Below are 24,974 nucleotides of genomic sequence, written 5' to 3' on the forward strand. Positions count from 1 at the left end.
TTTCGGCGGGAAACTACTTTTTCTTCAAGCCGATACTGCGCCCCAGCCGCTCCGGCCGCCCCAGTTCTTGATGCATGTCTCTCATCCCCCGCAGGCGCGCGAGCACGTCATCCGGCCATGGCGCCACATTGCGAAGGGCCATGTCGACGTGAAGGGAAATCTGCTCCGAGGTTGCCGACACAAAGCCTTCCTCGGCGTGGTGCAGTTCCTGGTAGAAATGCGCCCGCTTCTCATCGAAATCGATCAACTGGACGCTCGCGCGCACTGGGTCTCCCTCCTGCAGCTCGCGCAAGTAGCAGATATGCACTTCCGCGGTGAAGAAAGAGGCGTTGCGTTTCTTCACGTATTCCGGGCCAAGCCCCAGTTCGATGAAGGCTTCGTCCACGCAATTGTCGAACAGCACGTTGTAAAAGGCCATGTTCAGGTGGCCGTTGTAATCGATCCACTCGGGCTTGACGGTCTGGATGGATCCGACGAACGGGGCGGAAGTCTTCGATGGCTCGGGCATGATTGTTCGTGATTCCTCCGGGACGGGTGTATAAGGCCGCAAGCGAAAGGATAATCTGCGTAACCCTTTGGCCTTGCAGCGTCGTTTTGCTACAGTTGGCAGGAGTTGAGGATAAACGTAAAACGCTCCGGCACGCGGTGGCAACCGGAGCGGCGGGATGCGCCGCTGTAGGTCGCTGTGCCCGTCGTTTTTTGTTTCCGGGAGAAAGAAGATGTCACTCGCCTCGTTGCAGGCAACCGTCGAACGGGATCAGGCGGCGATCGACCTTGTCGTCGCGCAACTTGCCGGGCGTTTCGGAGACCGTTTCAGCACTTCCGACGCCTTGCGCGAGCAGCACGGCCATACGACGACCTGGCTGCCGAACCAATGGCCGGATGGAGTCGCTTTCGTACGTTCCACCGAAGAGGTTGCCGAAATTGTGAGGCTTTGCGCCGAACATGGTGTGGCGATCGTACCGTTCGGGACGGGGTCTTCGCTTGAAGGGCACGTGAATGCCCCTGCCGGTGGAATTTCGATAGACCTTTCGCAAATGAACGATGTGCTGGAGGTTCATCCCGAAGATCTCGATTGCCGCGTCCAGGCCGGTGTCACGCGCAAGCAGATCAACGAACACCTGCGCGATACCGGGCTTTTTTTCCCGATCGACCCGGGTGCGGACGCAAGCCTCGGCGGCATGGCGGCAACGCGTGCATCAGGCACCAATGCGGTGCGATACGGCACCATGAAGGATGCCGTTCTGGGCCTGACCGCCGTAATGGCGAACGGCGAGATCATCCATACGGGCGGCCGGGCGAAAAAATCTTCGGCCGGCTATGACCTGACCCGCCTTTTGATCGGTTCGGAAGGCACGCTTGGCATCATCACGGAGCTGACGCTGCGCCTACACGGCATACCGGAGGCGATCGCCGGCGGGGTCTGCGCCTTTCCCGACCTGGAATCGGCCTGCAGCGCGGTCATCCTGACGATCCAGTGCGGCATTCCCGTTGCGCGCATTGAGCTTCTCGACGCACTTCAGGTCAAGGCCTGCAACGCCTATTCCAAGCTCGATCTTGCCGAAAGCCCGACGTTGTTCGTAGAATTTCACGGCACCGACGCAAGCGTGCGCGAACAATCGGAACTGTTCGGATCGATCGCCCGCGAATGCGGCGGAGGGGAGTTTTCCTGGGCTACGAAAGCGGAAGATCGCAGCCGCCTCTGGGCGGCGCGGCATGATGCCTATTGGGCTGCACTCGGCCTTCGCCCGGGCGCCAGGGGAGTTTCCACAGATGTTTGCGTGCCTATATCGCGGCTTGCAGAATGCATCGGCGAGACGTACCGCGATATCGAGAAAATGGGCCTGATCGCGCCGATCGTCGGTCACGTGGGCGACGGTAACTTTCACGTGCTCGTGCTTGTCGATGTTGACAGTCAAGACGAAATTGCCAAAGCGGAAGAGTTCGTCGAGCGGCTGAACTGGCGCGCGCTCGACATGGAAGGGACATGCACCGGGGAACATGGCGTCGGGCAGGGCAAGATGAAGTATCTCGCCCGCGAGCATGGCGCCGGGCTCGATGTCATGCGAACGATCAAGCGCGCGCTTGATCCGCATGGTATTCTCAATCCCGGCAAGATCGTGCGACTCGACCGGGATTCGGACAACGTGTCGCCATGACGTGGTCATTTGACGGACGGAACGCGGGTCGGTCCCGGAGCAGGAACGGAGGTTCGCGCTGAATTCGGTTTACATTACAGTCGGCGTAACGCTCATCGTGGCGCTACTTGCAGCGCTTATCGGTCCGTTTTTCATCGATTGGACGGCTTACCGCTCAACGTTCGAGGCTTATGGCGAGCGCGTGCTCGGTCACCGCGTGGTGGTGCGCGGCGATGCGGATATGCGCCTCTTGCCCATTCCGACGCTCACGTTCACCGATGTCCGCGTAGGCGAGATCGAGGACCCGCTTCTGGCGGTGTCCCGTTTCGTCGTGCGTGTCGAACTGCCTCCGCTCCTGAAGGGCGAGGTCAAGGTTCTGGACATGACCATGGAGCGGCCGAACCTTAGCCTCTCGCTTGACGAGGCGGGCAGGCTCGACTGGTTCACGGCTGCCCCGCGTCAAAGCGTCCTTTCGGAAATCGATCCCGAAAAAGTCACGCTGGAACAGGTGGAGATCGTCGACGGTACCGCAAGGCTGATCGATGCGCGCAACGGCAAGAGCCATACGGTTACGGATATCGATGCGCTGGTGACCGCGCGTTCGCTGTTGGGCCCCTTCAAGGTGGATGGTACGGCGACGATGGCCGGCGAGCGCGCGACCGTGCGCCTTGCCACGGGGCGCCAGCAGGAAACTGGCGACATTCGGCTGAAATCCCAGATCACCCCGGTTTCCATTCCGGCCGAATTCCTGTTTGACGGCAAGCTTTCGCACGCCGATGGCCGCCCGAGCTATGAGGGGCGCTTCACCGCGAATTCCATTACGGCCGAAGAGGAGAGGCACCGCGCGTGGCGGGCGGAAGGCGAATATCTTCTCGATGTAGCCGAAATAACCTTTGCGGAACTGGTCGCTCGCTACGGGCCGGAGGAGCGTCCGATCTCTGTTGAAGGTGAAGGCAGTATTCATTTTTCCGAAAATGAGCCGCGCTTCGAGGTGACGGCGCGCGCCAAGCAGATCGATATCGACCGGATGCTCGGCGCAGGGCCGCAGGAGCCCATCGAGATTTCGGACGCTGTTTCCCGGCTGTTTGCGGCACTCCCGCGCCTGCCGCAACTGCCGCTAAAGGGACGTGCGGTCGTCGATATTCCGGCCACCGTCGTCGGTGGAGGGATCGTCCAGGATCTGACGATCGACGCGGAGACGGCGGGAACCGGCTGGACCATCGCGGGACTCAGGGCGCGCCTGCCTGGGCGAAGCGATATTCTCCTGCGCGGCGATTTGAACATCGAGCCTAGCCCGAGTTTTCGCGGCAGTTTCGCGGCATCGCTTGACCAGCCGAACGGCTTCGCCGATTGGTATCGTAAAGGCGTCGCCCTGGCCGAACCCGTGGCACCGCTTGCCCTGCAAAGCCGGCTGGACGCCGGCCCGAGCGGCGTGTCGCTCTCCGATTTGGAATTCCATCTTGCCGAACACGTCGGGCAGGGCACCTTCCGCTATACGGTGGAGAACGACGGTCACGCCAGCCTGTATGCCGATCTGGATGCGGAGCGTGTTGATCTCGATCAGGTCGCGCTGCTTGCGAGGCTTTTTCTTGCCGATGCGTCGGGCGGCCTTGCCGGTCTCGCCGGCAGTGGAACGGATGTCGTCCTGAAACTTTATTCGGATGCCGTTGCGGCTGGCGGGGTCACCGCCAGCGATGTGACGATCGACGCCGCTTATTCGGGAGACGTGCTGACGATCAACGACGTGACGGCCAGGGACGTCGCAGGTGCCCGCATTTCTGCAAAAGGCTTCGTTTCCGACCTTTCAACAAGCCCGCAGGGCGATTTGAGAGCGGATGTGGAGGCGAGTGACCTGACCGGGCTGGCGCGTCTGCTCGGCACCGTCGCACCTGAAAATCCGGCCATTTCAGCACTGAGGCGGACGGCCGGAGCGCTGTCTCCCGCAGCCCTTGACCTCCGGTTTGCCGGCGAGGGCAACGACGAGGGAACCGAGGCCCGGCTACAAGTTTCCGGTACGGCAGGCGGTAGCGATGTGGATCTCAGCGCCGGCCTGAACGGCAGGCTCGACGCCTGGCGCGAGGCGGAAATCGATATTTCGGGCATGCTGACGGGGCCGGATGGGGCAAAGCTCCTGAAGCAGGCGGGTTTTCGGCTTTTGCCGGTCGCAAGCCTTGGCGAAGGACGGATAAGCTTCGGCGTGAGCGGCGTTCCGGCCGATGTCGTCGATGCCCGGTTGAGGGCGGAGGCCGATGGCGCGTCGGTGCTGGCCATCGGCAAGGTTTCTGCCGGTGCGGACGAGCCTTACCGCTATACCGGCAATGTCGTTTTGAAGGCCGAGGATATAACGCCCTTCGCGCTTCTCGCGGGGCGCATGCCGCCGTTGCTTGCGGGTGATGCTTCCGTTGATGTAGCCATGTCCGTGGATGGCGAGGGGGATGTATTCCAGCTTCGCGGGATCGCCGGCGAGGTGGCGGGAACGCGCATCCGGGCGGACGTGAATGGCGATCTGAGGCGGGATGTCGCGGATCTCTTGCCGAAATTCAGCGGTTCCCTCGCGCTTTCCGATCTCGATATGCGTTTCGTGAGCGAGTTGATGCTCGGTTCCGATCAATGGTCGTCCGTCTCCGACGGATCATCCTGGCCGGAAGGCCCCTTCGGCGCCGAATTCGTGAATGGCGTCGATGTTTCGCTTGATCTGAGCGCCGAGCACGTGACCCTGGGCCGCGGCCTTTCGGTGGACAATGCTTCCGGCAGGGTGCGCCTGAAGCCCGGCGATCTTCTGCTTGAGGCGGATGAAGCGGGTTTTGCCGGCGGCAAACTGGGTGGTTCGCTTTCCATCAAAAGGTCGCGCGGTCAGGCTGCTGTAAACGGATCTCTGAGGATTTCGGGAGCGGATGTTTCATCGCTCGTATGGCGGCGCGACGGGCGGCCAGTCGCGACCGGCGCTCTTGATGTCAACGCCGATTTCGAAGGTGCGGGGCGTTCGATAAATGGGCTCGTGACGAGCTTGTCCGGCGGTGGCACATTCAAGGCGGAAAATGGCGAGATCCGGGGCCTCAATCCGGATGCGTTCGGCCTTGTCATTCGCGCGGCGGACGCCGGTCTGGATCTTGAGGACGACGAGATTTCGGACGCCTTCGAAAGTCATCTCGATGTCGGGGTGCTGCCCTATCAGGCCGTCGACGGCAGTTTCGTGATCGCCGGCGGTGTCGCGCGCATCCGCAACGTTAGCGTCGACAACAGCCGGGCGGCGCTTTTCGGAAATGCGCAGGTGGATCTGGCGAAGGAGACCGTGAGCGGCGATTTCTCTCTCAAGGTCGACCCGGGCGAAAATGCTGTTACGGGAGCCGAGCCGCAGGTGGGCATCGTGCTGGACGGGCCGCTTGACGAGCCTCGCCGGCGTGTCGATATCGCGCCCTTCACAGCATTCCTTACGCTGCGCGCCTTCGAACAGGAGGTGCAGCGCGTGGAGGATCTGCAGGCCGAAATCCTGGAGCGGGACCGGCTTGTGCGTGAACTCAGGCGTCTCAAGGAAGAACGCGAACGCCAGCTGCGCGAAGAGGAGGAAGCCGCGCGCCGGGCGGAGGAAGCGGCGGCGAATGCGGCGGAAAGCGACGGCGTTGTGCCGCCGGATGGCACCAGTGTTCCAGCTCCGTCTTCCGACGTTGGGGAGCAATCCGAAACGCAGCTCGCACCGCCTGCCGGAGATACAGCCGTAGACGATGACAGTCGGCGCGCGGCTGTTCCCGGCCCCCAGGACAAGCCGGTCGAGGTGTTGGCGCCGATCATTTTGAATGACCTGGCTGGCGAGACGCCCGTTGCGGACGAAGCTTTGTTCGGGTCATCCGAGGCGGGAGCCGAGGGAGACGCGGCAAAGCCCGAGGTTACGCCATTCGAGGATCAGATCCGGGCCATTATCCGGAAGGAGCGCCGGGGCAGCGGCGAAACGTCGCCCGAAACGCAGGCCACACCCGCCCAACAACCGGACTTGCCACCGCTTGATACGCGCGTCATTTCCGATCCCGAATTCGAACTTCCCGGGGTAAGAAACATTCCGGCGCCGCCTGCGCGGGTTGAAAATGACGTAACGGGCACCGTTTCCCGCCGGCAAACTTCATCATCGTCCTCCGCCAGCCGGCCGGCCGTTCGCACACGTGTGACGCCGGGGGCTGTGGGGCGTACGAACGACCCCACCGAGAACTACAAGCGGCTTCCGGGGGGAAGGATCATCGGCTTCCCAAGCAACTGATAACCCCAAGCAACTGATTAACCGGGCTTCAGGCTTCCCGGCTTGCGCCTGCCCGAGCCGCATTGCGATAGTGATCCAGCACTTTCACGCGCACGGCGGAGGAAAGCGCGCTTTCCGGGTCGCGGGCATCGTCAACGGCTGCGATGAAGCCGGCGAGGCTCATCTCCCTTGAAAGGGCAATCTCTTCAAGAGCTGCCCAAAACTCCGGCTCGAGGGCAAGGCTGGTCCTGTGGCCATGCAGCGTGAGAGAGCGCTTTTTCAGGCTCATGGGTCGTCCTGATCCGCGGGATTTTTCCGACGGTGGCCTTCAAGCCTGTTTTCCGTGATCGATTTTTCGGCGGCGTCGCGCTTTTTTTCAGCCTTGCTGCGGCCGAAAGTCAGCCGGTTTTCCTCAGCACGTTTTTCTTTTTCGCTGCGCGTTTTGGCCTTTCGCGCCAGCCTGAGATTGATGATTTTGCCGGTCATTTTCGCCCAGTCCGACTGGCTGCCAGGAATGCAGCTCAGGTCTTCTTGCGGAAAGCGTCGAGGGAAACGACGTCCGCGCCGTTATCGGCGGCGTCCTTCTTCGTTTCGCCCTCTTTCCGCGGCGCGGTTTCTTCCTCGCCCTTCCTGAGCTGCGCGTTTGCTTGGCTAGCAGGCGTTTCCCGGTTGTCGGTAATGGCTTCCAGCTTTTCGAGCGTTTCTTCCGCTTTGGCTTCTTCCTCGATCGCTTCACGCAGCTCCTCGGGAAGTTCCTCTGCCGTCTTGCCCGGCTCGAATTCCAGCGCGAACTGGACGGAAGGGTCGAAAAAGCCTTTCACGGCGGAAAACGGGATCACCAGGCGTTCAGGAATACCGCCGAAGGAAAGGCCCACCTCGAAATAATGGTCGGTGACGGCCAGGTCCCAGAACTGATGTTGCAGGACGATCGTCATTTCCTGCGGATAGCGTTCATGCAGCCGGTTCGAAATTCGAACGCCGGGCGCGTTGGTGTCGAAGGCAATATAGAAATGATGCTCGCCGGGAAGGCCGGTACGGGTAACTTCCGTGAGGATTTTCTTCACCGCGCCCCTGAGCGCGTCCTGGATGACGATATCGTATCGGATCAGGTCTTCGGCCATCGACGGTAACCGCTCGCAATCTTGCTCTTTGTGCACACCATGCCGCGACGATCGGCAAAAGGGAAGCTTGGGCAGCGAATTCGCCGGCTGCACCCCGTTTTTTGATCGAAACTTCATGGAATGAAGTGGAGGCTTCTGTTGCCAGGTGCCTCCGGACCCCGCCTGACGGTGCTACCCGACAGGACTTAAAGGACTACCGGCACCGCATTACGCGGCGACAGCGTTGTCCATAGCATAGTTGTCATTAGCAACTATTGAATCGGCCCGATAACGGCGGAACCATGCCGGGCGAAAGCACAGTCTTTACACCCTCGTCGATCCTGTTTCGCCCCCACCGGAGCCCGCTCTCGAAAAACGGGCTCGGGTGGAGGCGCCGGGTACCGCCCCCGGGTCCGAAAGGCTTATTTCACTGACCATTTATCGCCATAGCCGGCGTGAACCGGCAGGATTTATATAAGCGCTGGGAGAGGTTTAGAAAAGGGGCAAGGTTCGATTGCTTGTGAATGCGTGTGAACGCAATCGGTATTATATGTAGGATCGACGATCCACGAGGCGGGAAAGGTCCGGAGCGCCACATGAAAAATGCGTCAAGGCGCAACATATTGATCGGCCTCGCGATTTTGATCCTCGCCGGTGCGGCGGCGGGCGGCTACGGCTATTACAGGGTCTTTTACGGCGCCGATACCGGCCTCGTCTACACCGGTCTCGTAGAGGGAGTGGCTGTTGGGGGATACGACCCGGTTGCTTACTTCAAGAAAGGCGAGCCTATCGCAGGATCTCCGGATATCTCTCTTGAGTACAAAGGCGCAATCTGGCGCTTTTCGAGCAAGGAAAACCGTGATTTGTTCCGGCAATCGCCGGATGAATTCGCACCCGCCTACGGTGGATACTGCGCTTGGGCGACCGCGCAGGGCTATCTGGCGAAGGGCGATCCGAATTACTGGGACATAATCGACGGAAAACTTTACCTCAACTACGACAAATCCATTCAGGAACGCTGGCACAAGGATGTGCCGGGCTTCATCGAGAAGGCGGAAAAGGAGTGGCCGCGGATCGTCGAGGAAAAATCCTGACACGGCGAATTGGACGCCGAACGGGCGAAAAAAGGTTACTCAGAATTCCGTCGTGGATTTATCGCTCTTGTATTCCGGTCGCGCCGGGCCGACCCTTTAGCGTCAATCGAATCGAGGGAGCCTGACCTTGCGGCAGTATCTGGACCTCATGATACGCATACTCGAAGAGGGCGTGGATAAGTCCGACCGGACGGGAACGGGCACGCGGTCGGTCTTCGGCCATCAGATGCGTTTCGACCTGAGCGAAGGCTTTCCCCTCGTCACGACCAAGAAGCTGCACCTGAAGTCGATCGTTCACGAACTTTTGTGGTTTCTCGCCGGCGATACCAACATCGCCTACCTGAAAGAGCACGGAGTGCGCATCTGGGACGAGTGGGCCGACGAGAACGGCGACCTCGGCCCGGTCTACGGCTACCAGTGGCGCTCATGGCCGGCGCCGGACGGGCGCTCGATCGACCAGATCGCCAATCTGCTCGAGATGATCCGCAAGTCGCCGGATTCGCGCAGGCTGATCGTCTCGGCCTGGAACCCGGCGCTGGTGGACGAAATGGCGTTGCCGCCCTGCCACTCGCTGTTCCAGTTCTACATCGCCGACGGCAGGCTTTCCTGCCAGCTTTACCAAAGATCGGCGGATGTCTTCCTGGGCGTGCCTTTCAACATCGCCTCTTACGCGCTCCTGACGATGATGGTCGCGCAGGTGACGGGTTATGAGCCCGGCGACTTCGTTCACACCTTCGGCGATGCGCATCTTTATCTCAATCACCTCGACCAGGCGCGCGAGCAGCTTTCGCGCGAGCCCAGACGCCTGCCAACAATGCGCATCAACCCGGATGTGAAAGACCTTTTCGCCTTCCGCTTCGAGGATTTCACGCTTGAGGATTATGATCCGCACCCGCATATCAAGGCGGAAGTTTCCGTTTAATCAATAGGTTGAAAGAAAAGTGAGGTTCCATGGTCCTGTCGTCATTCGCGCGGGCGAAACGGCCCGCGACGATCTTCGCCGCAATTGCCGCATTCGCCGCCGCCACCGCTGGGCCGCTGCAGCCCGCCAATTCGGAAGAAACCCGCCCGGTCGTGATCGCCCATCGCGGCGCGCCCGCCTATCTGCCGGAGCACACGCTGGCCGGAAAGGCGATGGCGCACGCCTTCGGTGCGGACTTCATCGAGCAGGACGTGGTGCTGACGAAGGACGGTGTGCCGATCGTCCTGCACGACATCACGCTGGATGCGACGACGGATGTGGCAAGCGTCTTCCCGGACCGGGCGCGCGAAGACGGCAATCACTACGCCATCGACTTCACGCTGGAAGAAATCAAACGTCTCAGCGTCATGGAGCGCGAGCGAAACGGGCGGCCTGTCTTCGAAGGACGCTATCCACGCGGCGGCGCGACGACATTCCGGATTCCGACGCTTCAGGAAGAGTTGGACCTGATCAAGGGGCTGAACGCCTCCACCGGCCGGACGGCTGGCATTTATCCTGAAATCAAGAGCCCGGCTTTCCACCGCGCCGAAGGGCAGGACATTTCGCGGATCGTGCTCAAGGTGCTGGCCGAGAACGGCTATTCGAACAAGGACGACCCGTTCTTCCTGCAATCCTTCGACTGGAACGAGGTGAAGCGCATCCGCAACGAGCTTGGCTTTGAGGGTAGGCTTGTCCAGCTCATCGGCGAAAACCGCTGGGGCCTCGCGCCGGAAGTCGATTTCGACCATCTGAAGACGGCGGAGGGACTTGAAGAAATCGCCGGGGTCGCCGACGGGATCGGGCCCTGGATCGGCCATGTGCTGGACGACAGGGACGCGAACGGAGAGGCGGAAGCGCTGGAACTTGCGGCGATTGCGCAAGACCTTGGCCTGGCGATCCACGCCTACACATTCCGTGCCGACAGGCTGCCGGAATGGGCGGCAAGCTTCGATATCCTCCTGAAAGCTGCGGTGGAAACGGCGAAGCTCGACGGTTTGTTCACGGATCACGCCGATGTGGCACTATCCTTCCTGAATGGAAACGGCGAGTGAACGAGGCGGACGGGGAAAGCGTGACGGCGAGGGCAGATGAACCAGAGATCGTGCTGATCGCGGCGGTTGCCGACAATGGGGTGATCGGTGCGGGCAACGACATGCCCTGGCGGCTGCCGAGCGACTTGCGCCGGTTCAAGCGGCTGACCGTCGGACGGCCCGTGATCATGGGCCGCAAGACCTTCCAGTCCATCGGAAAGCCGCTGCCCGACCGGCCCAACATCGTCGTCACGCGCGATGCCTCGTTCAACGCGAAAGGGGCGAATGTCGTCGCAACCGTCGAGGCGGCGGTGGAGCTTGCCCGAGAACTCGCCCGAAACAGGGGTGCCGACAGCATTATCATCATGGGCGGTGGCGAGATCTACCGGGCGACCATCGCGCTTGCCGACCGGCTGGAAATCACCCGCGTTCACGCGATGCCGGAGGGCGACACGCATTTTCCCGATATCGACGTGGAACGCTGGCGCGAAACCGGCCGCGAAGGGCCCGAACGCGGCGAGAAGGACAGCACCGATGTGACGTTCGTGACGTACCGGCGTCGCGTGTGAGCCCGTTTACGTCGCCCCGCGTACTTTCATCGAAAACCCGCCTGTCCTAGGATCGGCATGAAGAAAAGCGGGCCGCGTATCCAGTTGCGGCCGGAAGGGGAGATTTCACCAATGGATGTCAGAGCCGCCGTTGCGCACAAGGCCGGAGCACCGCTCACGATCGAGACCGTGCAACTGGAAGGGCCGAAGGAATTCGAGGTCCTTGTCGAGATCATGGCGACCGGCGTTTGCCATACCGACGCCTTCACGCTGTCGGGCGCCGACCCGGAAGGGCTGTTCCCCGCGATCCTCGGCCACGAGGGGGCGGGCGTGGTGCGCGAGGTCGGCAAGGGCGTGACATCGGTGAAGCCGGGCGACCACGTGATCCCGCTCTATACGCCCGAGTGCCGTAACTGCGAATACTGCCTGAACCCGAAGACCAACCTTTGCCAGGCGATACGCTCAACCCAGGGCCAGGGCCTGATGCCGGACGGCACGAGCCGCTTTTCCATCAATGGCGAGCGGGTGCTGCACTATATGGGCACCTCCACCTTCGCCAATTTCACCGTGCTGCCCGAAATCGCGCTGGCCAAGGTGAACCCGGACGCGCCCTTCGACAAGATCTGCTACATCGGCTGCGGCGTAACGACAGGTATCGGCGCGGTGGTGAACACGGCCAAGGTGGAGCCGGGCTCGAATGTAGTGGTCTTCGGCCTTGGCGGCATTGGCCTCAACGTCATCCAGGGGGCGCGCATGGTTGGGGCCGACAAGATTGTCGGCGTCGACATCAACCCGGGCAAGAAGGAACTGGCCGAACGCCTCGGCATGACGCATTTCGTCAACCCCAACGAGGTGGAAGGCGATCTCGTGCCCTATCTGGTCGATCTTACCGGGGGTGGTGCGGATTATTCGTTCGAATGCATCGGCAAGCCGCAAGTGATGCGCCAGGCGCTGGAATGTTGCCACAAGGGCTGGGGCGAAAGCATCATCATCGGCGTGGCGGGCGCGGGCGAGGAAATTTCCACCCGGCCCTTCCAACTCGTTACCGGCCGGTCCTGGCGCGGCACCGCCTTCGGCGGGGCAAGGGGGCGCACCGATGTGCCGAAGATCGTGGACTGGTACATGGACGGCAAGATCGAGATCGACTGCATGATCACGCATACGATGCCGCTGGAGGAGATCAACAACGCCTTCGACCTCATGCATGAGGGCAAGTCGATCCGCTCCGTCGTCACTTTCTGAGGTTTCGCGAAAAACCCGCAATCAGGCGGCGCGACGCTTTTTCGCGATCGTGCCGCCCGCTCAAACTCCGGCAGATGGAGACGAGGCCATGAGCAATACCGCGACGATCTGGTCGACGGTTCCCGAAAAATCGTCGATCGGCGAACGCATCCGCCACGCCCGTGAGGCGGCGAACCTTTCCTCCGCCCAGCTTGCGCGCAGGCTCGGCGTCAAGACGGCGACCGTCAGCGGATGGGAAAGCGGGCGCACCGAACCGCGCGCCAACCGGCTGACCATGCTGGCCGGCTTCCTGTCCGTGAGCCCGACATGGCTGCTCTACGGCCTTGGCGAAGCGCCGGCGGACGAGACGTTTTCAAGCGAGCTTGCCGTGCTGCAGGCGAGCCTGAAATCGGTCAAGGACCTGCACGAGCGCACCGGACAGGCGCTGGAGCGGCTGGAAGAGCAGATATCGCGCCTGAGCCCGCCGAAGGACTAACGGGTGAGGTTCGGAAAGCTTCGAAATCATTCGGGCGGAGGTCGAATCCAATCTCCGCCGTCGCCCCCGACTTGATCGAGGGGCAATCACGGTTCAACAAGCTCAGGCGATCTTGATCCACGCAGGCCGCTGCCTCGAACCAATCCCCATTTCACGGTGTTTGGCGACGTGGATTAGGTTCCCCGATCTTGTCGGGGACAGGCCCGGATCAAGTCCGGGACGACGCCGGGAATGGGATGAGGTGGGTGGATCACCAAAGATTTCCGTCGTTACTGGAGATACGCCAATTATGAATGAAACGCGGGATGAACCGCTTCATTTCTCCTGGAAGACGCTCGACGATTTCAGCCCGAGGTGCCTACACGCGGTTTACCAGTTGAGGGTTGCCGTTTTTATCGTCGAGCAGGACTGCGCCTATCAGGAAATCGACGATCTCGATGCGGATGCGCTTCATCTCGTCGTCAGTGTCGGGGAGGGGGCCGGTGAGGGGACAGTTGCGGCCTATCTCAGGCTGATCCGCCCCGAAAGTGAGAAGCCCGTGAAGCTCGGCCGGATCGTGGTTTCGCCGGCATGGCGGGGAACGGGGCTTGGGCGGCGGCTGATGGAAGCGGGACTTGAGAAGGCGGAAAGCCTTTATCCCGGCAGGCCCGTATTCCTGAGCGCGCAGACGCAGGCCGCCCGTTTTTACGCAGCACACGGTTTCAAGCCCGTGTCGCCGGAATACCTTGAAGACGGCATTCCGCATGTGGATATGCTGCGCTCACTACAAGAAGAACGCCCGGGACATATGTCATGACGCTGCAACTGATTTCCTCCGCCAAGGCCTTCGGCGGCGAACAAAGGGTCTACCGCCACCGCTCCGCCTCAACCGGCACGGACATGGATGTCGCCGTATTCCTGCCTGAAGAGGCTTTGAGAGGCGAGCTTTGCCCGGCGCTTTTCTATCTCTCAGGCCTGACCTGCACCTGGGAAAACGTGACGGTGAAAGGCGGCGCGCAGGGTCCGGCGGCGGACCATGGCATGATATTCGTCGCCCCCGACACGAGCCCGCGCGGCGAAGGCGTCGCCGACGACGAGGCCTATGACCTCGGCCAGGGAGCGGGCTTCTACGTGAATGCGACGCAAGAGCCGTGGGCGGCGCATTTCCGCATGGAGGACTATGTGGTGCGCGAACTGCCGAAGCTCCTCGCCGAAAGCCTGCCGGTGGATGCGGATGCCATCGGCGTGACGGGACATTCCATGGGCGGGCACGGCGCGCTGACGCTTGCCATGCGCCATCCCGATATCTTCCGCTCCCTTTCCGCCTTCGCGCCGATAACGAACCCGCTCGACTGCCCGTGGGGGCACAAGGCGCTTGGCGCCTATCTGGGCGACGACCGGGCCAAATGGGCGGAACATGACGCCTGCGAACTGGCCCGATCCAGAGGGTATCGCGGCGATATCCTGATCGACCAGGGCCAGGCGGACGGCTTTGTGGAAGAGCAATTGAAGCCCTGGGCGTTCGACGCCGCCTGCCGGGAGGCGGGAATAGACCTTACCTTGCGCCTGCAAGGCGGATACGACCATTCCTACTATTTCATCTCCACCTTCATGGAAGATCATATCGCCTGGCATGCCGAACGGCTTTTCGGATAAGGATTTCGGCGTTTTGTCGCCTTGAAGTGGGGGTATGCAAACACCACGTGGCCTTCACGGACCGGACAATGCGGCAGTTTGCGGGGAAGGGGCGTGAAATCGGGCGCGGCGAGGGGCCTCAGGCGCGTTGAAAGCGCCGGGTAACTTTCCTATAACCCCACACAAGCCAAAGATGACTGGCGTAGGATTAAATGGCGGCTGTCGATCAAGGGTGCGCCCTTCACGAACGGCCCACGAAAAAGGATGTTTTGATGCCTTGGAGCAACCAGAACGGGGGAGGCTGGAAGGGCGGCGGAAGCGGCGGCCCTTGGGGCAACCCTGGTGGAGGCGGCGGCGGCGGCCCGTGGGGCGGCGGCCCGCAGCGTGGCGGCGGAGGCGGCAATCCGCCTGATCTGGAAGAGCTGCTCCGGCGCAGCCAGGACAAGCTGAAAACCGTGCTGCCCGGCGGCGGCGGCAGCCTGGGCGGCAAGGGGATCGCCCTTGCGATTGCGGTCGGCCTGCTGGTCTGGCTCGGCACCGGCTTTTACCGCGTCCAGTCGAACGAGGTCGGTGTCGAACTGGTCTTCGGCAAGGTGGTGGACCAGGTAGGCGAAGGCCTGAACTACAACTGGCCCTATCCGGTGGGCACGGTCTTCACGCCCGAAGTCCTGCGCCTGCGCGAAACGACGGTGGGCCTTGAGGAATTCGTCACCAGCGGTAACGTGCGCCAGCGCGACGTGACCGAAGAAAGCCTGATGCTGACGGGCGACGAGAACATCGTCGATGTCGACTTTAAGATCCAGTGGCGCATCCGCAACACGCCGGAGGATGTGTCGAACTTCCTGTTCAACATCCAGAACCCGGAAGGCACGGTGAAGGCGGTGGCTGAAAGCGCCATGCGCGAGGTCGTGGGCGAATCGCGCATCGATGCGGTGCTAACCGAAAATCGCGCGCCGATCCAGATCGCGGTGCAGGACCTGATGCAGTCGGCCCTCGACGGTTATGGAGCGGGCATCGAGATTACCCAGGTGCAGATGCAGAAGGTCGACCCGCCGCAGCAGGTGATCGACGCCTTCCGCGACGTGCAGGCCGCGCGCGCCGACCAGGAGCGCATCCAGAACGAAGCCCAAGCCTACGCCAACCGCGTCGTGCCGGAAGCGCGCGGTGAAGCCGCCCGCATCACCGAAGCGGCGAACGCCTATCGCGACCAGACGATCGCCGAGGCGAACGGCCAGGCGCAGCGTTTCGTCAAGGTCTACGAGGAATACGCCAAGGCGCCGGACGTGACCCGCGAACGCCTCTACCTCGAAACCATCGAAAAGGTGCTCGGCGCCAATTCCAAGGTGATCATCGACGAGGCGCAGGGCTCGGGCGTGGTGCCGTACCTGCCGCTCGACCAGCTTCGCAACCGGCCGAACACGAACGCGGGCTCCGCGCTCGGCGGAGGGAGCCAGTGATGAAAAACGGACTCTTCGGAATAATCGGCATTCTCGTCGCGGCAGTGGCGGCGCTGGGCTATCTTGCGACCTATGTGGTCGACCCGACGCGCCAGGCGCTGGTGCTTCAGTTCGGCGCCGTCAAGGATGCTGTCCGCGATCCCGGGCTGCACTTCAAGACGCCGCTGGTCCAGAACGTGATCTTCATCGACAAGCGTATTCTGGACCTGAACCTGCCGCCGGTGGAAGCGATCGCAGCTGACAAGAAGCGCCTGCTGGTCGACGCCTTTGCGCGTTACCGCATCACCAACCCGGTGCTGTTCTACCAGACGGTTAACAATGTCAACGAGGCGAACCAGCGCCTTTCCACCTTCCTGCAGGCGTCGCTACGCGCGGAACTGGGACGGGCCACCTTCGAGCAGATCGTGCGTGACAACCGGGCCAACCTCATGGAGAAAATCCGTGCCGACGTGAGCTCGAGTGCGGATGCGATCGGCATCGACGTAATCGATGTGAAGATCCGCCGCGCGGACCTGCCGCAGGCGAACTCCGAGGCGATCTTCCGCCGCATGCAGACCGAACGCCAGCGCGAGGCGACGGAAATCCGCGCGCAAGGCGAGGAGCAGGCCCGCAGGACGCGTGCCCGCGCCGACCGCACGGCAACCGTCATCCGCGCCGACGCACAGCGTGATGGCGAGATCATCCGCGGTGACGGCGACGCGGAAAGGAACCGCATCTTCGCCGAAGCCTTCAGCAAGGACCCGGAGTTCTTCGCCTTCTACCGCTCCATGCGCGCCTATGAGGACGGGCTCGGCAACGGCAGCGACACCTCTCTGGTGCTTTCGCCGAACTCCAAGTTCTTCCGCTTCTTCAACAACCCGACGGGCGAGCAGATCTACCGCAACCGCCCTGAGGACAATGACGGCGGCGGGCCGCCGATCGCGGGCGGCGCGAGCGGACCGGCCCTGGCCGGGGGACAATGAGCGATCTCCTTTCGGCCGTAGGTCTGGTTCTTGCGCTGGAAGGAGCGCTTTACGCGGCAGCGCCCGGCGCGATGAAGAATTTCATGCGCCAGGCGCTGGAGATGCCCGATCAACTTCTCAGGACCGCAGGCATTGCCGCACTCGCCGCCGGCGTTTTCGTCGTATGGTTGGTGCGCGGATGACGCGCCCCGAACATGGTGACAAGGGCGGATTTGACGCGAATGCGCGTTTCGGCCACGCCTGAAACGGGCAATCATGAAGACAATGCCCGGCGGGCGTCGCCGGTGTGGTAAAAACAAACAAGCAGGCGTGGTGGAAGACCGCGCCGAGCGCACCTGAAGGAGAGCGGCCCATGGCCAACTCGTTTCCGGCGGCAGGATTCCCGCGGCGCCTCGCGGCGGCGGCTGTCGCCTGCGTGATCACGGCAAGCCTCGCCGTCATGCCGCCGGCACCAGCACTTGCGCACGGCCCGGACAGCGTGCCGGACCTTGCCGAAAGGCTTCTCGACGCGGTGGTCAACATTTCCACCGCGCAAACGGTGACGGCGCGACGCTCCGTGCCCCTGCCGCAGGTTCCCGAAGGTTCTCCCTTCCAGGAATTCTTCGACGAGTTCTTCAACCGCGAAAACCAGAACGGCGACCAGCCGCGGCGCGTGCAGTCGCTCGGCTCGGGCTTCGTCATCGACGGAACGAAGGGCATCATCGTCACGAACAACCACGTGATTGACGGCGCCGACGAGGTGACCGTCAATTTCAACGACGGCACGAAGCTGCCGGCGGAAGTGCTCGGCACCGACCCGAAGACCGATATCGCCGTCCTGAAGATAGAGCCGGAAAGGCCGATGCCGGATGTCGACTTCGGCGATTCCGAGAGCTTGCGCGTCGGCGACTGGGTGATGGCGATCGGTAACCCCTTCGGCCTCGGCGGCACGGTGACGACGGGCATCGTTTCGGCACGTAACCGCGACATCAACTCCGGCCCCTACGACAACTACATCCAGACCGATGCCTCCATCAACCGGGGCAACTCGGGCGGGCCGCTGTTCAACCAGGACGGCGAGGTCATCGGCATCAACACGGCGATCATCTCGCCGTCGGGCGGATCTATCGGCATCGGCTTCGCCATCCCCTCGCAAACGGCGATGCGCGTCATCGACCAGCTTCGCGAATTCGGCGAGACGCGGCGCGGCTGGCTCGGCGTGCGCATCCAGCAGGTGACGGACGAGATCGCCGAAAGCCTGGGCATGAAATCCGCCGAGGGCGCGCTGGTCGCCGGCGTCACCGAAGGCGGACCGGCGGCTGCCGCCGGCCTTGAGCCCGGAGACGTGATCCTGCGCTTCGACGGGCGCGACGTGCCCGCGATGCGGGACCTGCCGCGCATGGTGGCCGATACCGCCATCGGCAAGCAGGTGGAGGTCATCGTCCTGCGCAAGGGCGAGGAAATTACCGTCATGGTGGAGCTTGGCCGCCTTGAGGAAGCCAACCTCGACGAGGAAGTCGGCGCGGAAGGCGGAAAGAAGCAGGACGAGCCCGAAAAGGACACCGTGCTCGGCATGGAGCTTTCGGAGCTGACGGACGAGCTGCGCAAGGAGCACAACATCAACGAGGACGTGAAGGGCGTGCTCGTGACCAAGGTCGAGCCCGGCACTTCGGCTGAGGAAAAGCGTGTGCAGGCCGGCGACGTGATCGTGGAAGTGGCGCAGGAGCCCGTCTCCTCTCCCGCCGACGTGGTCAAGCAGATCGACCGGCTGAAGCAGTACGACCGGAAATCCGCCCTGCTGCTGCTCGCCAACGGACGCGGCGAGTTGCGCTTCGTGCCGGTGAGAGTGGAAGACTGAACGCCTGAACTTTCGGGCCAACAAAAACGCCGCTTCCGGGCAGGGAGCGGCGTTTTTGTTTTGGGCTGATGGTTGTGCGGCAAGGATATTCCCGAGATATCGGTTCTGCGCCGATTTCCTGGCGAGCGGAAGATCCCTTCGGCGAAAAGGCGTTCAAGCCAGTTACTGATTGCGCTTTTTCCGCACGGCACGGGCGGTTTCAGATGCCTTCGAGCTTAGCGTCCTTTTGTGTTCGGGCGAATTATTATGAGACAAGAGGCTTTCCAATGCCCCCTTCAGACTTCTCTCCGCCCGGCGTCGATCATCTGCATTCATGGCCTCGAGATCCAGTTCAAGGCGAAGATGTGCATGATTTTCCTGAATACGCCGGCGTTCGCGGCCGAGATTCTCGTAGCTGTCGACAACCCGGTAGGTCGCTACCGGATAGGCCACGCCTCTCACTTCCGCCATGCCTCGCTCCTCACAGAAAATCGCTTCGCTGACATGCGCGAAGGTTTCGAAAGAGATCAGGATTTCGCCCGGTTCCGCCATTTCTTCAAGCCGGGCGGCGATATTCACGGCACTGCCGATGATGGTGTAATCCATTCGGTCTTCGCTGCCGAAATTGCCCACGGTGCAGTAGCCCGTGTGGATGCCCATCCGCACTTTCAGCGGCTTTTCAATGCCGGCTTCGCGCCATGCGTCCTGAAGTTCCCGCATCCGGCGGCGCATGGCGATCGCCATCAAGACGCAGGCCAGTGCGTCGTTCTTTACGCCCGATGTCTCGGGGTCGCCGAAGAAGATCAGGATCGCGTCGCCCACATATTTGTCGATCGTGGCTCCGTGATCGAGAGCGATGCGGGACATCTCGGTCAGGTATTGGTTGAGCAGTTGTGTCAGTTCCTCCGACTCAAGCCGGTCGGCTGTTTCGGTGAAGCGGGCGATATCCGAGAAAAAGATCGTCAGTTTTTTGCGGCTGCTTGCAACCTTCACTTCCTGCTTGCCGGAAAAAATCGAATCATAGACCTGAGGCGAAAGATATTTGGCGAGTTGCTTCGAGAGTTGTTCGAGTGCGCCTGATTTTTCGGCAAGCTTGGTCTCGCGATCGTCTATCACCGCCATGTAATGCCTCAGCGAGGTCGAGATTTCTCCGATTTCATCCGGGATCGGGTCTGCAAATGTCCGGTCGCGGGTTTCTGCGAATGTGCGCAGCGCATCGCGAATTCGGTCCAACCTGCCGAATACGCGGCGCTTCAGGACATACCAGATGAAAAAGTTCCCGATAGCAAATGCAAGCGCCACAACAAAAATCGAGGCGAGGGTGAGACGCGTGGTGTCGTTTACCCGCGCGACTTGCGCCTCAAGTTCATTGCTGGCGCGCCAGAACGTGTTGCTGGCGCTGCTGAGCAGCCGGTTGGCGACAAACGAATTCTCTTCAGCGAGAGCCTTGATCCTGAATTCGTTCGCCAGTGCCAATGCTTTATCGGCATAGACTTTGTCCTTCTGCCCGGACCAGAACTCGACGAACCTCCGAACCGCGACGACCCGCTCGTCGACATTCTTTGACAACGAGTTGTCGCCGGCTGCAAGTGTCTCGACCAGGACTTGAACATCCGAGTCGATCTCCTCCTGGTTATGCGATAGACGGGCGCGGTTAGGGTCGAGGAGCAAATTCAGGGTCTTAAGGATGGCCCTGCTTCCGGCTTCCCCCACGTGCGCCAAAAAGATCGCATTACCATCGGGAGCTATCCCTTCCCGCTGCGCGCCCGTGCCTTTACCATCTGACAGGACCTCAAGCAGCCCGCGCAGGAAGATATCGTGATCCTCGAGCCGTTCGCTGATCGCGATCTGTTCACGCACAACATCAGTCAGGGCTGCCAGATTGGCAGTCAGGAGATCGCCATTTTTCCGGAGGGTGTTTGAGGGGTCCTCATCCCCATATAGTCCGTCGAGTTCCTCGATCAGTGTTTTCTGCGAGGTCTCCTTGTCATTGATGCGAGAAAGTAATGTATCGAATTCACTTCGCGAGGGGTTGCTGCTAAGCGCCGGTGCGATTGAACTGGTCGCAGAGGCCTCCTGGGAAAGCTGGGCAAGTTTTACCAGTCGAGGGAGAGCGTTATCGCGCAACTGCGAAAGTTCGGACCGTATTTCGAACAGGCGAACGCTCATCACGATCAGTCCGATCAACACGAGACCCGCGATGCCGGCAAAAATGGCGAATAACAGGGTCGAGATGCGCCGTCGCACCCTTGTTTCCACGATGTCGGGGGACGCCACGGCAGGAGCCCGCTAACGGAAGGGCGGGGTGTACAACAAGCCGCCATCCTTCCAGAGCCGGTTGGCCCCGCGTTTCATCTTCATTTCGCTGCCTTCGCCGAGATAGCGACCGAAAATCTCGCCGTAGTTCCCCGCACCCGAGATGACATTGCGCGCCCAGTACGGCGACAGGCCTACCGCTTCGCTGCCGGGGCTCTCATCAACGCCAAGGAGCCGACGTACCACCGGGTCGCGACTTTCCAGGTGATCGCGATAATTCTCGCTTGTGATGCCCTTTTCCTCGGCAAGGATGGTGGCGAAGATCGCCCAGCGAACGACATTCCCCCACATCATATCCATTGTGCTGACATAGGCGACGAGCGGCTCCTTCGAGATGATCTCGTCGTGCAAGACATAATTGTGGGGGTCATCCATCGCCGCGGACCGCATAGTCGCCAGCGCAAACCGATCCGTCGTGAGCAGGTCGCATCGCCGCGAGAAGAATGCATCGTTGCGGCCTTGCGAAGATTCGAATGCTTCAACGCGCCAGGAAAGGCCATGAAGCGCAATATAGTCCTCAAGATTGCCTATCGTCGTGGTGGCTCGGGATACGCAAACGGTCGCGTCGGAAAGCTCTGCAAGAGCGCCTTGAACAGTGCCCCGGTGCGACATGAAGCCTTGCCCGTCATAGTAAAGCACAGCGGCGGGCGTCAGCTTCAAGGACATGTCCCGGGAGAAGGTCCATGTGACATTCGACACGTAGATATCGACTTCCCCTTCGGAGACGCTCTGCAATCCGTAACGGATCAGCGTCGGCGACATTTCAACCGCATTGCGGTCGCCAAAGAGCGCAAGCGCCACAACCCGGCAGAATTCGGGGAAAAATCCCTCATATCCGGTTTCGCCAATACGCGTATCGCCGACGAGACGATTGCCGATCGCGCATTTTACGTAGCCACGCTCTCGCACGCGGTCGAGGATACTTTCAGACGCCGCCGTCGCTTCGCCAAATGCCAGCGAGAAAAGAAGTGCTGAGAATACAATAATAGCCGTGAAAGGTTTCATGAACGACCTCTCCGGTATTTTAGCACAGGTTATGCATACGAGCGATCTGGGCGCGTCTTGCCAGGAAAAGCGGGTGATTTTCCTTAATCGGTCTCAGTAAATTAGGGCTCAGACCCTAGGTCACGTGATCGTGCGCGGCGCCTATCCTGGAGGCACAAACTGGCTCGGACGTTCCCGCGTTGATCCTGATTATTCCGCTCAAATCCAGGACCCGGTTGGATGCTCGATGCGGCCAAGCCGATCCGGATCCCGCGTGCGCGGGCTACGATTGAACCTTCCGCCCGGCAAGCGGGAGTTCGTTCTCGTTGGCGAGTGAGAGAGCATGGATGCCCTTGTCGCCGCGCGGCCGGCGATGATCGCCTCGCTCGACAAGTCGCGCGATTTGCTGGAAGGCCTTGGCGGCGATCTGGAGCATATCCCGCAAAATCCGAATCGGATTTCGCGATAAGGATATGCTCATTGAATCCGGCTCCGTAAGCCGACCGCAAGACATTGAATCTGGAGCGAATTCTGATCACGAAAGCGGTTCCGCTTTCGTGGAAAGCGCTCTTGGCGTGACGGACCCGCGCTCCGGCGAGGTTGTCATCGAAAGGTGGCCATAGGCGGATTTCGCCTGAAATTCCACTAATGAACGTATGCGCATGCGAAGCAGCGGCCTTGTCAAGCCGGCGCGGAGTGGTACCGGGCGGAAACATTCATAAAAATCAGTAACGTTACGGCATTCTTTTGCTTTGGTTGGCGCCGCCCGTGCGGCAAGATAGCCCTTCGGGGCTGATGTTTGCGCCGCCGAGGGAGGAATGCGTCATGCCGGCGAGCGGGGCCTGCGCATTTGAAGCGCTTATCGCGGCCTTTCACGGCACGCTGCCGCCGGATGACGGGTGGGGCGGCGTCATAGAAGTGGCGAACCGCCATCTCGTCGCGCCCGCGCTTTTCACCTCGCTTCGGGAGGGCGGGCTGCTTCAACATGTGCCGGAGGAGGCGCGCTCCTATCTCGCGTTTCTTCATGAACGTAACGAGGAACGTAACCGCAGCTTGCACGCGCAGGCCACAGAGTGCATCGAGGCGTTGAACGAGGCCGGGGTCGAACCGCTGCTCATCAAGGGAACGGCCCTTCTGATGCTGCTTGACGCAAAGCGCCTCGGCTGCCGGATGATGAGCGATCTTGACATGCTCGTGACGGAGGCGGACAGGGCGGCGGCGCTGGCGCGGATCGGGCGACTTGGCTATGCGGCGCTGGAGGATGCCGCCGGCCCGCATGCGCTGGGAAAGTTCTTCCGCCCGAAGGATGCCGCAGCCCTTGACCTGCACATGAGGCCGCCCGGGCCCCAACGCCTGTTTGCGGATGAGGCGCCGGGCGCAAGGCGCGAGGTGAGGCAGGGGCGGCTGCGCTTCTTCGTTCCCTCCAATGAGGAATGGATCGTCCAGCTTATTGCCCACGACATGATCCGCGACCGCCGGCTGTTCTCAGGTATCGTCGATCTTCGCAGGTTGCTGGATTGCCGCGAGGTTTCCGCCATGGGCGGGACGGTGGATTGGGATGCGGTCCGCCGCCGCCTCGCCTCGCCGATGCTTGCGCTTGCCCGTGAGGTGTTTTTTCTCAATCTGGAGCGCTTCGCGGGTGTTCCCGTCAACGGGCGGAAGGCGGGGGTGCTCGCGCGGCTTTTCCATCGCCGTCAACTGGCGATCGAATGCAACCCTGCCGTTCGCCGCCTGGACGGGCGCGTGATTGCTACGCTTCTTGCGATCTGGAGGGGGACACGGGGAATGATACGGCAATGACGAATGCCCCGCCACGCGAAGGAAGCGAGGGCCCGGACAACGGCTTTCACCCGAAGGAAAGCGTGAAATTTTGCCGACTGGGCAACGATTGCCTCGTTTTCGATGAAGCCGCGCAGGCGGTTTACCGTCTCGACCCGCTTTCCGGCGCGCTCTGGGAAGCTCTCTCCGCCGGCCGCGCGCGGAGGGAAATCGTGAAGGATCTGGCCGAGGCCGTGGGACAAAATGTCGGCGAGGCGGAAGGGTTCATCGCCGCATGTCTTGCCGAATGGAAGGCGCGGGGTCTCCTGAATGGCGGGGAAGGCGAGTGGGCGGACGCGCCGGCACACCCCGTCGGCTCCATGACCCCAAGGCAAAAGGTTTCCGCCGGCGCGGTCTACGAGGTTGGCGGGATGCGCTTTGCTGTGGACTTTCCGGACGACGAGACATTTTCCGCCTGGGAGGCGCTAGCGGGGCATATGCGGAGCGGGGCATCGAGCAAAGGCGATGTCGCGCTGTCAGTGCTGCCGGAAGGTGCGGGATACCGGGTGGACCGTCCGGGCGATACGCAAACCGGGCTTGAGGATGCAAGCGCCGTTGCCGTCCACCTGAAGGAGCAGGTGCTGCGCATCATCCTGGCCGGGACGCCGGGCGTTTTCGCGCTTCATGCCGCAGCCCTCGACCATCGAGGAGCCGCCGTCCTGATTGCGGGAGGCTCGGGCAGGGGCAAGACGACGCTTGCCGCCTGCCTTCATGCCGGAGGACTTCCCGTTATCGCCGACGATGTGGCGCTGATCGACCCTTCGCAGCCATCGGTCAGCGGATTGGCCTTCTCCTTTGCCGTGAAAGCGGGTGCGGTCGGCGTGCTCGGCCCTGCATATGGCGAACTTCCGGCGGAACCGGGCTATCTGCGCCCCGACGGCAAGATGGTGAAATATCTGCGCCCGCGCAACTGGTCTGCGGGTGCGGCCGGAATAGGCGCGGTCGTCTTTCCGCGATTTACGCTGGGTCGGGCCTGCACGATCGAGCCCTGCACGCGGGCCGACGCACTGACGGCGCTTTTGAGCGAGGCGGTGAACACCGACCAACGGCTTTCGAAAGCGGGCTTTGCCGCATTGTGCGATTTGCTGAAAGATGCCGATTGCCTGACAGCGGAATATGGCGATGCCGGCGAGGCTTCAAGCCGGCTTTTAAACCGGCTTGATAACGGGGCGGAATGAAGCGGGGAACTT

At 61.7% G+C, this 24,974-nt stretch carries 23 protein-coding genes and 1 other RNA gene; 17 read left to right on the plus strand and 7 right to left on the minus strand.

Features of this window, described 5'->3' with window-relative positions:
- Positions 1-13 precede the first annotated feature (13 nt).
- Positions 14-508, minus strand: a complete 495-nt coding sequence (locus HPQ64_RS09175; protein ID WP_172888043.1) for a thioesterase family protein — start codon at positions 506-508, stop codon at positions 14-16.
- A 211-nt stretch (positions 509-719) separates the two neighbouring features.
- Between HPQ64_RS09175 and HPQ64_RS09180 the strand changes: the two genes are divergently transcribed.
- Both HPQ64_RS09180 and HPQ64_RS09185 read left to right on the plus strand, forming a co-directional pair.
- The gene (locus HPQ64_RS09180; protein WP_172888044.1) at positions 720-2,159 is read left to right on the plus strand and encodes an FAD-binding oxidoreductase; all 1,440 of its coding nucleotides are present in this window, start codon (positions 720-722) and stop codon (positions 2,157-2,159) included.
- Positions 2,160-2,256: 97 nt separating this feature from the next.
- Positions 2,257-6,387, plus strand: coding sequence for an AsmA family protein (locus tag HPQ64_RS09185; RefSeq protein ID WP_172888045.1), 4,131 nt, complete (start codon positions 2,257-2,259; stop codon positions 6,385-6,387).
- A 28-nt stretch (positions 6,388-6,415) separates the two neighbouring features.
- Here the strand turns inward: HPQ64_RS09185 and HPQ64_RS09190 are convergent, their stop codons facing one another.
- The 4 genes from HPQ64_RS09190 to ssrA form a co-directional block, all read right to left on the minus strand.
- Positions 6,416-6,655, minus strand: coding sequence for a ribbon-helix-helix domain-containing protein (locus HPQ64_RS09190; protein ID WP_172888046.1), 240 nt, complete (start codon positions 6,653-6,655; stop codon positions 6,416-6,418).
- Positions 6,652-6,852, minus strand: a complete 201-nt coding sequence (locus HPQ64_RS09195; RefSeq protein WP_172888047.1) for a DUF4169 family protein — start codon at positions 6,850-6,852, stop codon at positions 6,652-6,654. The genes HPQ64_RS09190 and HPQ64_RS09195 overlap by 4 nt, the downstream gene beginning before the upstream one ends.
- A gap of 35 nt (positions 6,853-6,887) precedes the next feature.
- Positions 6,888-7,487: an SspB family protein gene (locus HPQ64_RS09200; RefSeq protein ID WP_172888048.1), complete on the minus strand. Its 600-nt coding sequence runs from the start codon at positions 7,485-7,487 to the stop codon at positions 6,888-6,890.
- A 124-nt stretch (positions 7,488-7,611) separates the two neighbouring features.
- Positions 7,612-7,970, minus strand: a transfer-messenger RNA (tmRNA) gene (gene ssrA, locus HPQ64_RS09205).
- Positions 7,971-8,062: 92 nt separating this feature from the next.
- Between ssrA and HPQ64_RS09210 the strand changes: the two genes are divergently transcribed.
- From HPQ64_RS09210 to HPQ64_RS09265, 12 genes are all read left to right on the plus strand, one after another.
- Entirely contained in the window at positions 8,063-8,560 is a 498-nt protein-coding gene (locus tag HPQ64_RS09210; protein WP_172888049.1) for a YHS domain-containing (seleno)protein, read from the plus strand.
- Positions 8,561-8,687: 127 nt separating this feature from the next.
- A complete protein-coding gene (locus HPQ64_RS09215) occupies positions 8,688-9,482 on the plus strand; it encodes a thymidylate synthase (RefSeq protein ID WP_172888050.1) in 795 nt (264 codons plus the stop codon).
- Between the two features lie 29 nt (positions 9,483-9,511).
- Entirely contained in the window at positions 9,512-10,573 is a 1,062-nt protein-coding gene (gene glpQ, locus HPQ64_RS09220) for a glycerophosphodiester phosphodiesterase (protein ID WP_172888051.1), read from the plus strand.
- Positions 10,570-11,121, plus strand: coding sequence for a dihydrofolate reductase (locus tag HPQ64_RS09225; protein ID WP_343035957.1), 552 nt, complete (start codon positions 10,570-10,572; stop codon positions 11,119-11,121). The genes glpQ and HPQ64_RS09225 overlap by 4 nt, the downstream gene beginning before the upstream one ends.
- Before the next feature lie 111 nt (positions 11,122-11,232).
- Positions 11,233-12,342, plus strand: coding sequence for an S-(hydroxymethyl)glutathione dehydrogenase/class III alcohol dehydrogenase (locus HPQ64_RS09230; protein ID WP_172888053.1), 1,110 nt, complete (start codon positions 11,233-11,235; stop codon positions 12,340-12,342).
- Positions 12,343-12,430: 88 nt separating this feature from the next.
- Positions 12,431-12,817, plus strand: coding sequence for a helix-turn-helix domain-containing protein (locus tag HPQ64_RS09235; protein WP_172888054.1), 387 nt, complete (start codon positions 12,431-12,433; stop codon positions 12,815-12,817).
- A 289-nt stretch (positions 12,818-13,106) separates the two neighbouring features.
- Positions 13,107-13,613 (plus strand): GNAT family N-acetyltransferase, encoded by a 507-nt coding sequence (locus HPQ64_RS09240; RefSeq protein ID WP_172888055.1) that lies wholly within the window; start codon positions 13,107-13,109, stop codon positions 13,611-13,613.
- A 2-nt stretch (positions 13,614-13,615) separates the two neighbouring features.
- Positions 13,616-14,452, plus strand: coding sequence for an S-formylglutathione hydrolase (fghA, locus tag HPQ64_RS09245; RefSeq protein ID WP_210260235.1), 837 nt, complete (start codon positions 13,616-13,618; stop codon positions 14,450-14,452).
- A gap of 251 nt (positions 14,453-14,703) precedes the next feature.
- Entirely contained in the window at positions 14,704-15,888 is a 1,185-nt protein-coding gene (gene hflK / locus HPQ64_RS09250; protein ID WP_172888057.1) for an FtsH protease activity modulator HflK, read from the plus strand.
- On the plus strand, positions 15,888-16,850 hold the full coding sequence (gene hflC, locus HPQ64_RS09255) for a protease modulator HflC (RefSeq protein WP_172888058.1): 963 nt from the start codon (positions 15,888-15,890) through the stop codon (positions 16,848-16,850). The genes hflK and hflC overlap by 1 nt, the downstream gene beginning before the upstream one ends.
- A complete protein-coding gene (locus HPQ64_RS09260; protein ID WP_172888059.1) occupies positions 16,847-17,032 on the plus strand; it encodes a DUF2065 domain-containing protein in 186 nt (61 codons plus the stop codon). Before hflC ends, HPQ64_RS09260 begins: the two co-directional genes overlap by 4 nt.
- 170 nt (positions 17,033-17,202) lie before the next feature.
- Positions 17,203-18,687: a DegQ family serine endoprotease gene (locus HPQ64_RS09265; protein WP_172888060.1), complete on the plus strand. Its 1,485-nt coding sequence runs from the start codon at positions 17,203-17,205 to the stop codon at positions 18,685-18,687.
- Between the two features lie 162 nt (positions 18,688-18,849).
- Here the strand turns inward: HPQ64_RS09265 and HPQ64_RS09270 are convergent, their stop codons facing one another.
- Both HPQ64_RS09270 and HPQ64_RS09275 read right to left on the minus strand, forming a co-directional pair.
- On the minus strand, positions 18,850-20,913 hold the full coding sequence (locus HPQ64_RS09270; RefSeq protein ID WP_343035958.1) for an adenylate/guanylate cyclase domain-containing protein: 2,064 nt from the start codon (positions 20,911-20,913) through the stop codon (positions 18,850-18,852).
- Between the two features lie 42 nt (positions 20,914-20,955).
- On the minus strand, positions 20,956-21,987 hold the full coding sequence (locus HPQ64_RS09275; protein ID WP_172888061.1) for a type 2 periplasmic-binding domain-containing protein: 1,032 nt from the start codon (positions 21,985-21,987) through the stop codon (positions 20,956-20,958).
- Between the two features lie 322 nt (positions 21,988-22,309).
- Between HPQ64_RS09275 and HPQ64_RS20605 the strand changes: the two genes are divergently transcribed.
- The 3 genes from HPQ64_RS20605 (at position 22,310) to HPQ64_RS09285 (ending at position 24,962) form a co-directional block, all read left to right on the plus strand.
- Positions 22,310-22,435 (plus strand): hypothetical protein, encoded by a 126-nt coding sequence (locus HPQ64_RS20605; RefSeq protein WP_281358261.1) that lies wholly within the window; start codon positions 22,310-22,312, stop codon positions 22,433-22,435.
- A gap of 356 nt (positions 22,436-22,791) precedes the next feature.
- Positions 22,792-23,766, plus strand: a complete 975-nt coding sequence (locus HPQ64_RS09280) for a nucleotidyltransferase family protein (RefSeq protein ID WP_172888062.1) — start codon at positions 22,792-22,794, stop codon at positions 23,764-23,766.
- Positions 23,763-24,962, plus strand: coding sequence for a PqqD family peptide modification chaperone (locus HPQ64_RS09285; RefSeq protein ID WP_172888063.1), 1,200 nt, complete (start codon positions 23,763-23,765; stop codon positions 24,960-24,962). The genes HPQ64_RS09280 and HPQ64_RS09285 overlap by 4 nt, the downstream gene beginning before the upstream one ends.
- Positions 24,963-24,974 lie beyond the last annotated feature (12 nt).

The organism is Hongsoonwoonella zoysiae, assembly GCF_013266695.1.
GTDB classification, from domain to species: Bacteria; Pseudomonadota; Alphaproteobacteria; order Rhizobiales; family Stappiaceae; genus Hongsoonwoonella; species Hongsoonwoonella zoysiae.

Bases quoted from the DNA above. Each gene is read 5' to 3' on its own strand.
- HPQ64_RS09280 (WP_172888062.1), top strand. From the start codon at position 22,792: ATGCCGGCGAGCGGGGCCTGCGCATTTGAAGCGCTTATCGCGGCCTTT.
- HPQ64_RS09195 (WP_172888047.1), bottom strand. From the start codon at position 6,852: ATGACCGGCAAAATCATCAATCTCAGGCTGGCGCGAAAGGCCAAAACG.
- HPQ64_RS09180 (WP_172888044.1), top strand. From the start codon at position 720: ATGTCACTCGCCTCGTTGCAGGCAACCGTCGAACGGGATCAGGCGGCG.
- hflC (WP_172888058.1), top strand. From the start codon at position 15,888: ATGAAAAACGGACTCTTCGGAATAATCGGCATTCTCGTCGCGGCAGTG.
- HPQ64_RS09265 (WP_172888060.1), top strand. From the start codon at position 17,203: ATGGCCAACTCGTTTCCGGCGGCAGGATTCCCGCGGCGCCTCGCGGCG.
- HPQ64_RS09190 (WP_172888046.1), bottom strand. From the start codon at position 6,655: ATGAGCCTGAAAAAGCGCTCTCTCACGCTGCATGGCCACAGGACCAGC.
- HPQ64_RS09200 (WP_172888048.1), bottom strand. From the start codon at position 7,487: ATGGCCGAAGACCTGATCCGATACGATATCGTCATCCAGGACGCGCTC.
- hflK (WP_172888057.1), top strand. From the start codon at position 14,704: ATGCCTTGGAGCAACCAGAACGGGGGAGGCTGGAAGGGCGGCGGAAGC.
- HPQ64_RS09285 (WP_172888063.1), top strand. From the start codon at position 23,763: ATGACGAATGCCCCGCCACGCGAAGGAAGCGAGGGCCCGGACAACGGC.
- HPQ64_RS09230 (WP_172888053.1), top strand. From the start codon at position 11,233: ATGGATGTCAGAGCCGCCGTTGCGCACAAGGCCGGAGCACCGCTCACG.
- HPQ64_RS20605 (WP_281358261.1), top strand. From the start codon at position 22,310: ATGGATGCCCTTGTCGCCGCGCGGCCGGCGATGATCGCCTCGCTCGAC.
- HPQ64_RS09275 (WP_172888061.1), bottom strand. From the start codon at position 21,987: ATGAAACCTTTCACGGCTATTATTGTATTCTCAGCACTTCTTTTCTCG.
- HPQ64_RS09175 (WP_172888043.1), bottom strand. From the start codon at position 508: ATGCCCGAGCCATCGAAGACTTCCGCCCCGTTCGTCGGATCCATCCAG.
- HPQ64_RS09210 (WP_172888049.1), top strand. From the start codon at position 8,063: ATGAAAAATGCGTCAAGGCGCAACATATTGATCGGCCTCGCGATTTTG.
- HPQ64_RS09240 (WP_172888055.1), top strand. From the start codon at position 13,107: ATGAATGAAACGCGGGATGAACCGCTTCATTTCTCCTGGAAGACGCTC.
- glpQ (WP_172888051.1), top strand. From the start codon at position 9,512: ATGGTCCTGTCGTCATTCGCGCGGGCGAAACGGCCCGCGACGATCTTC.
- HPQ64_RS09235 (WP_172888054.1), top strand. From the start codon at position 12,431: ATGAGCAATACCGCGACGATCTGGTCGACGGTTCCCGAAAAATCGTCG.
- HPQ64_RS09260 (WP_172888059.1), top strand. From the start codon at position 16,847: ATGAGCGATCTCCTTTCGGCCGTAGGTCTGGTTCTTGCGCTGGAAGGA.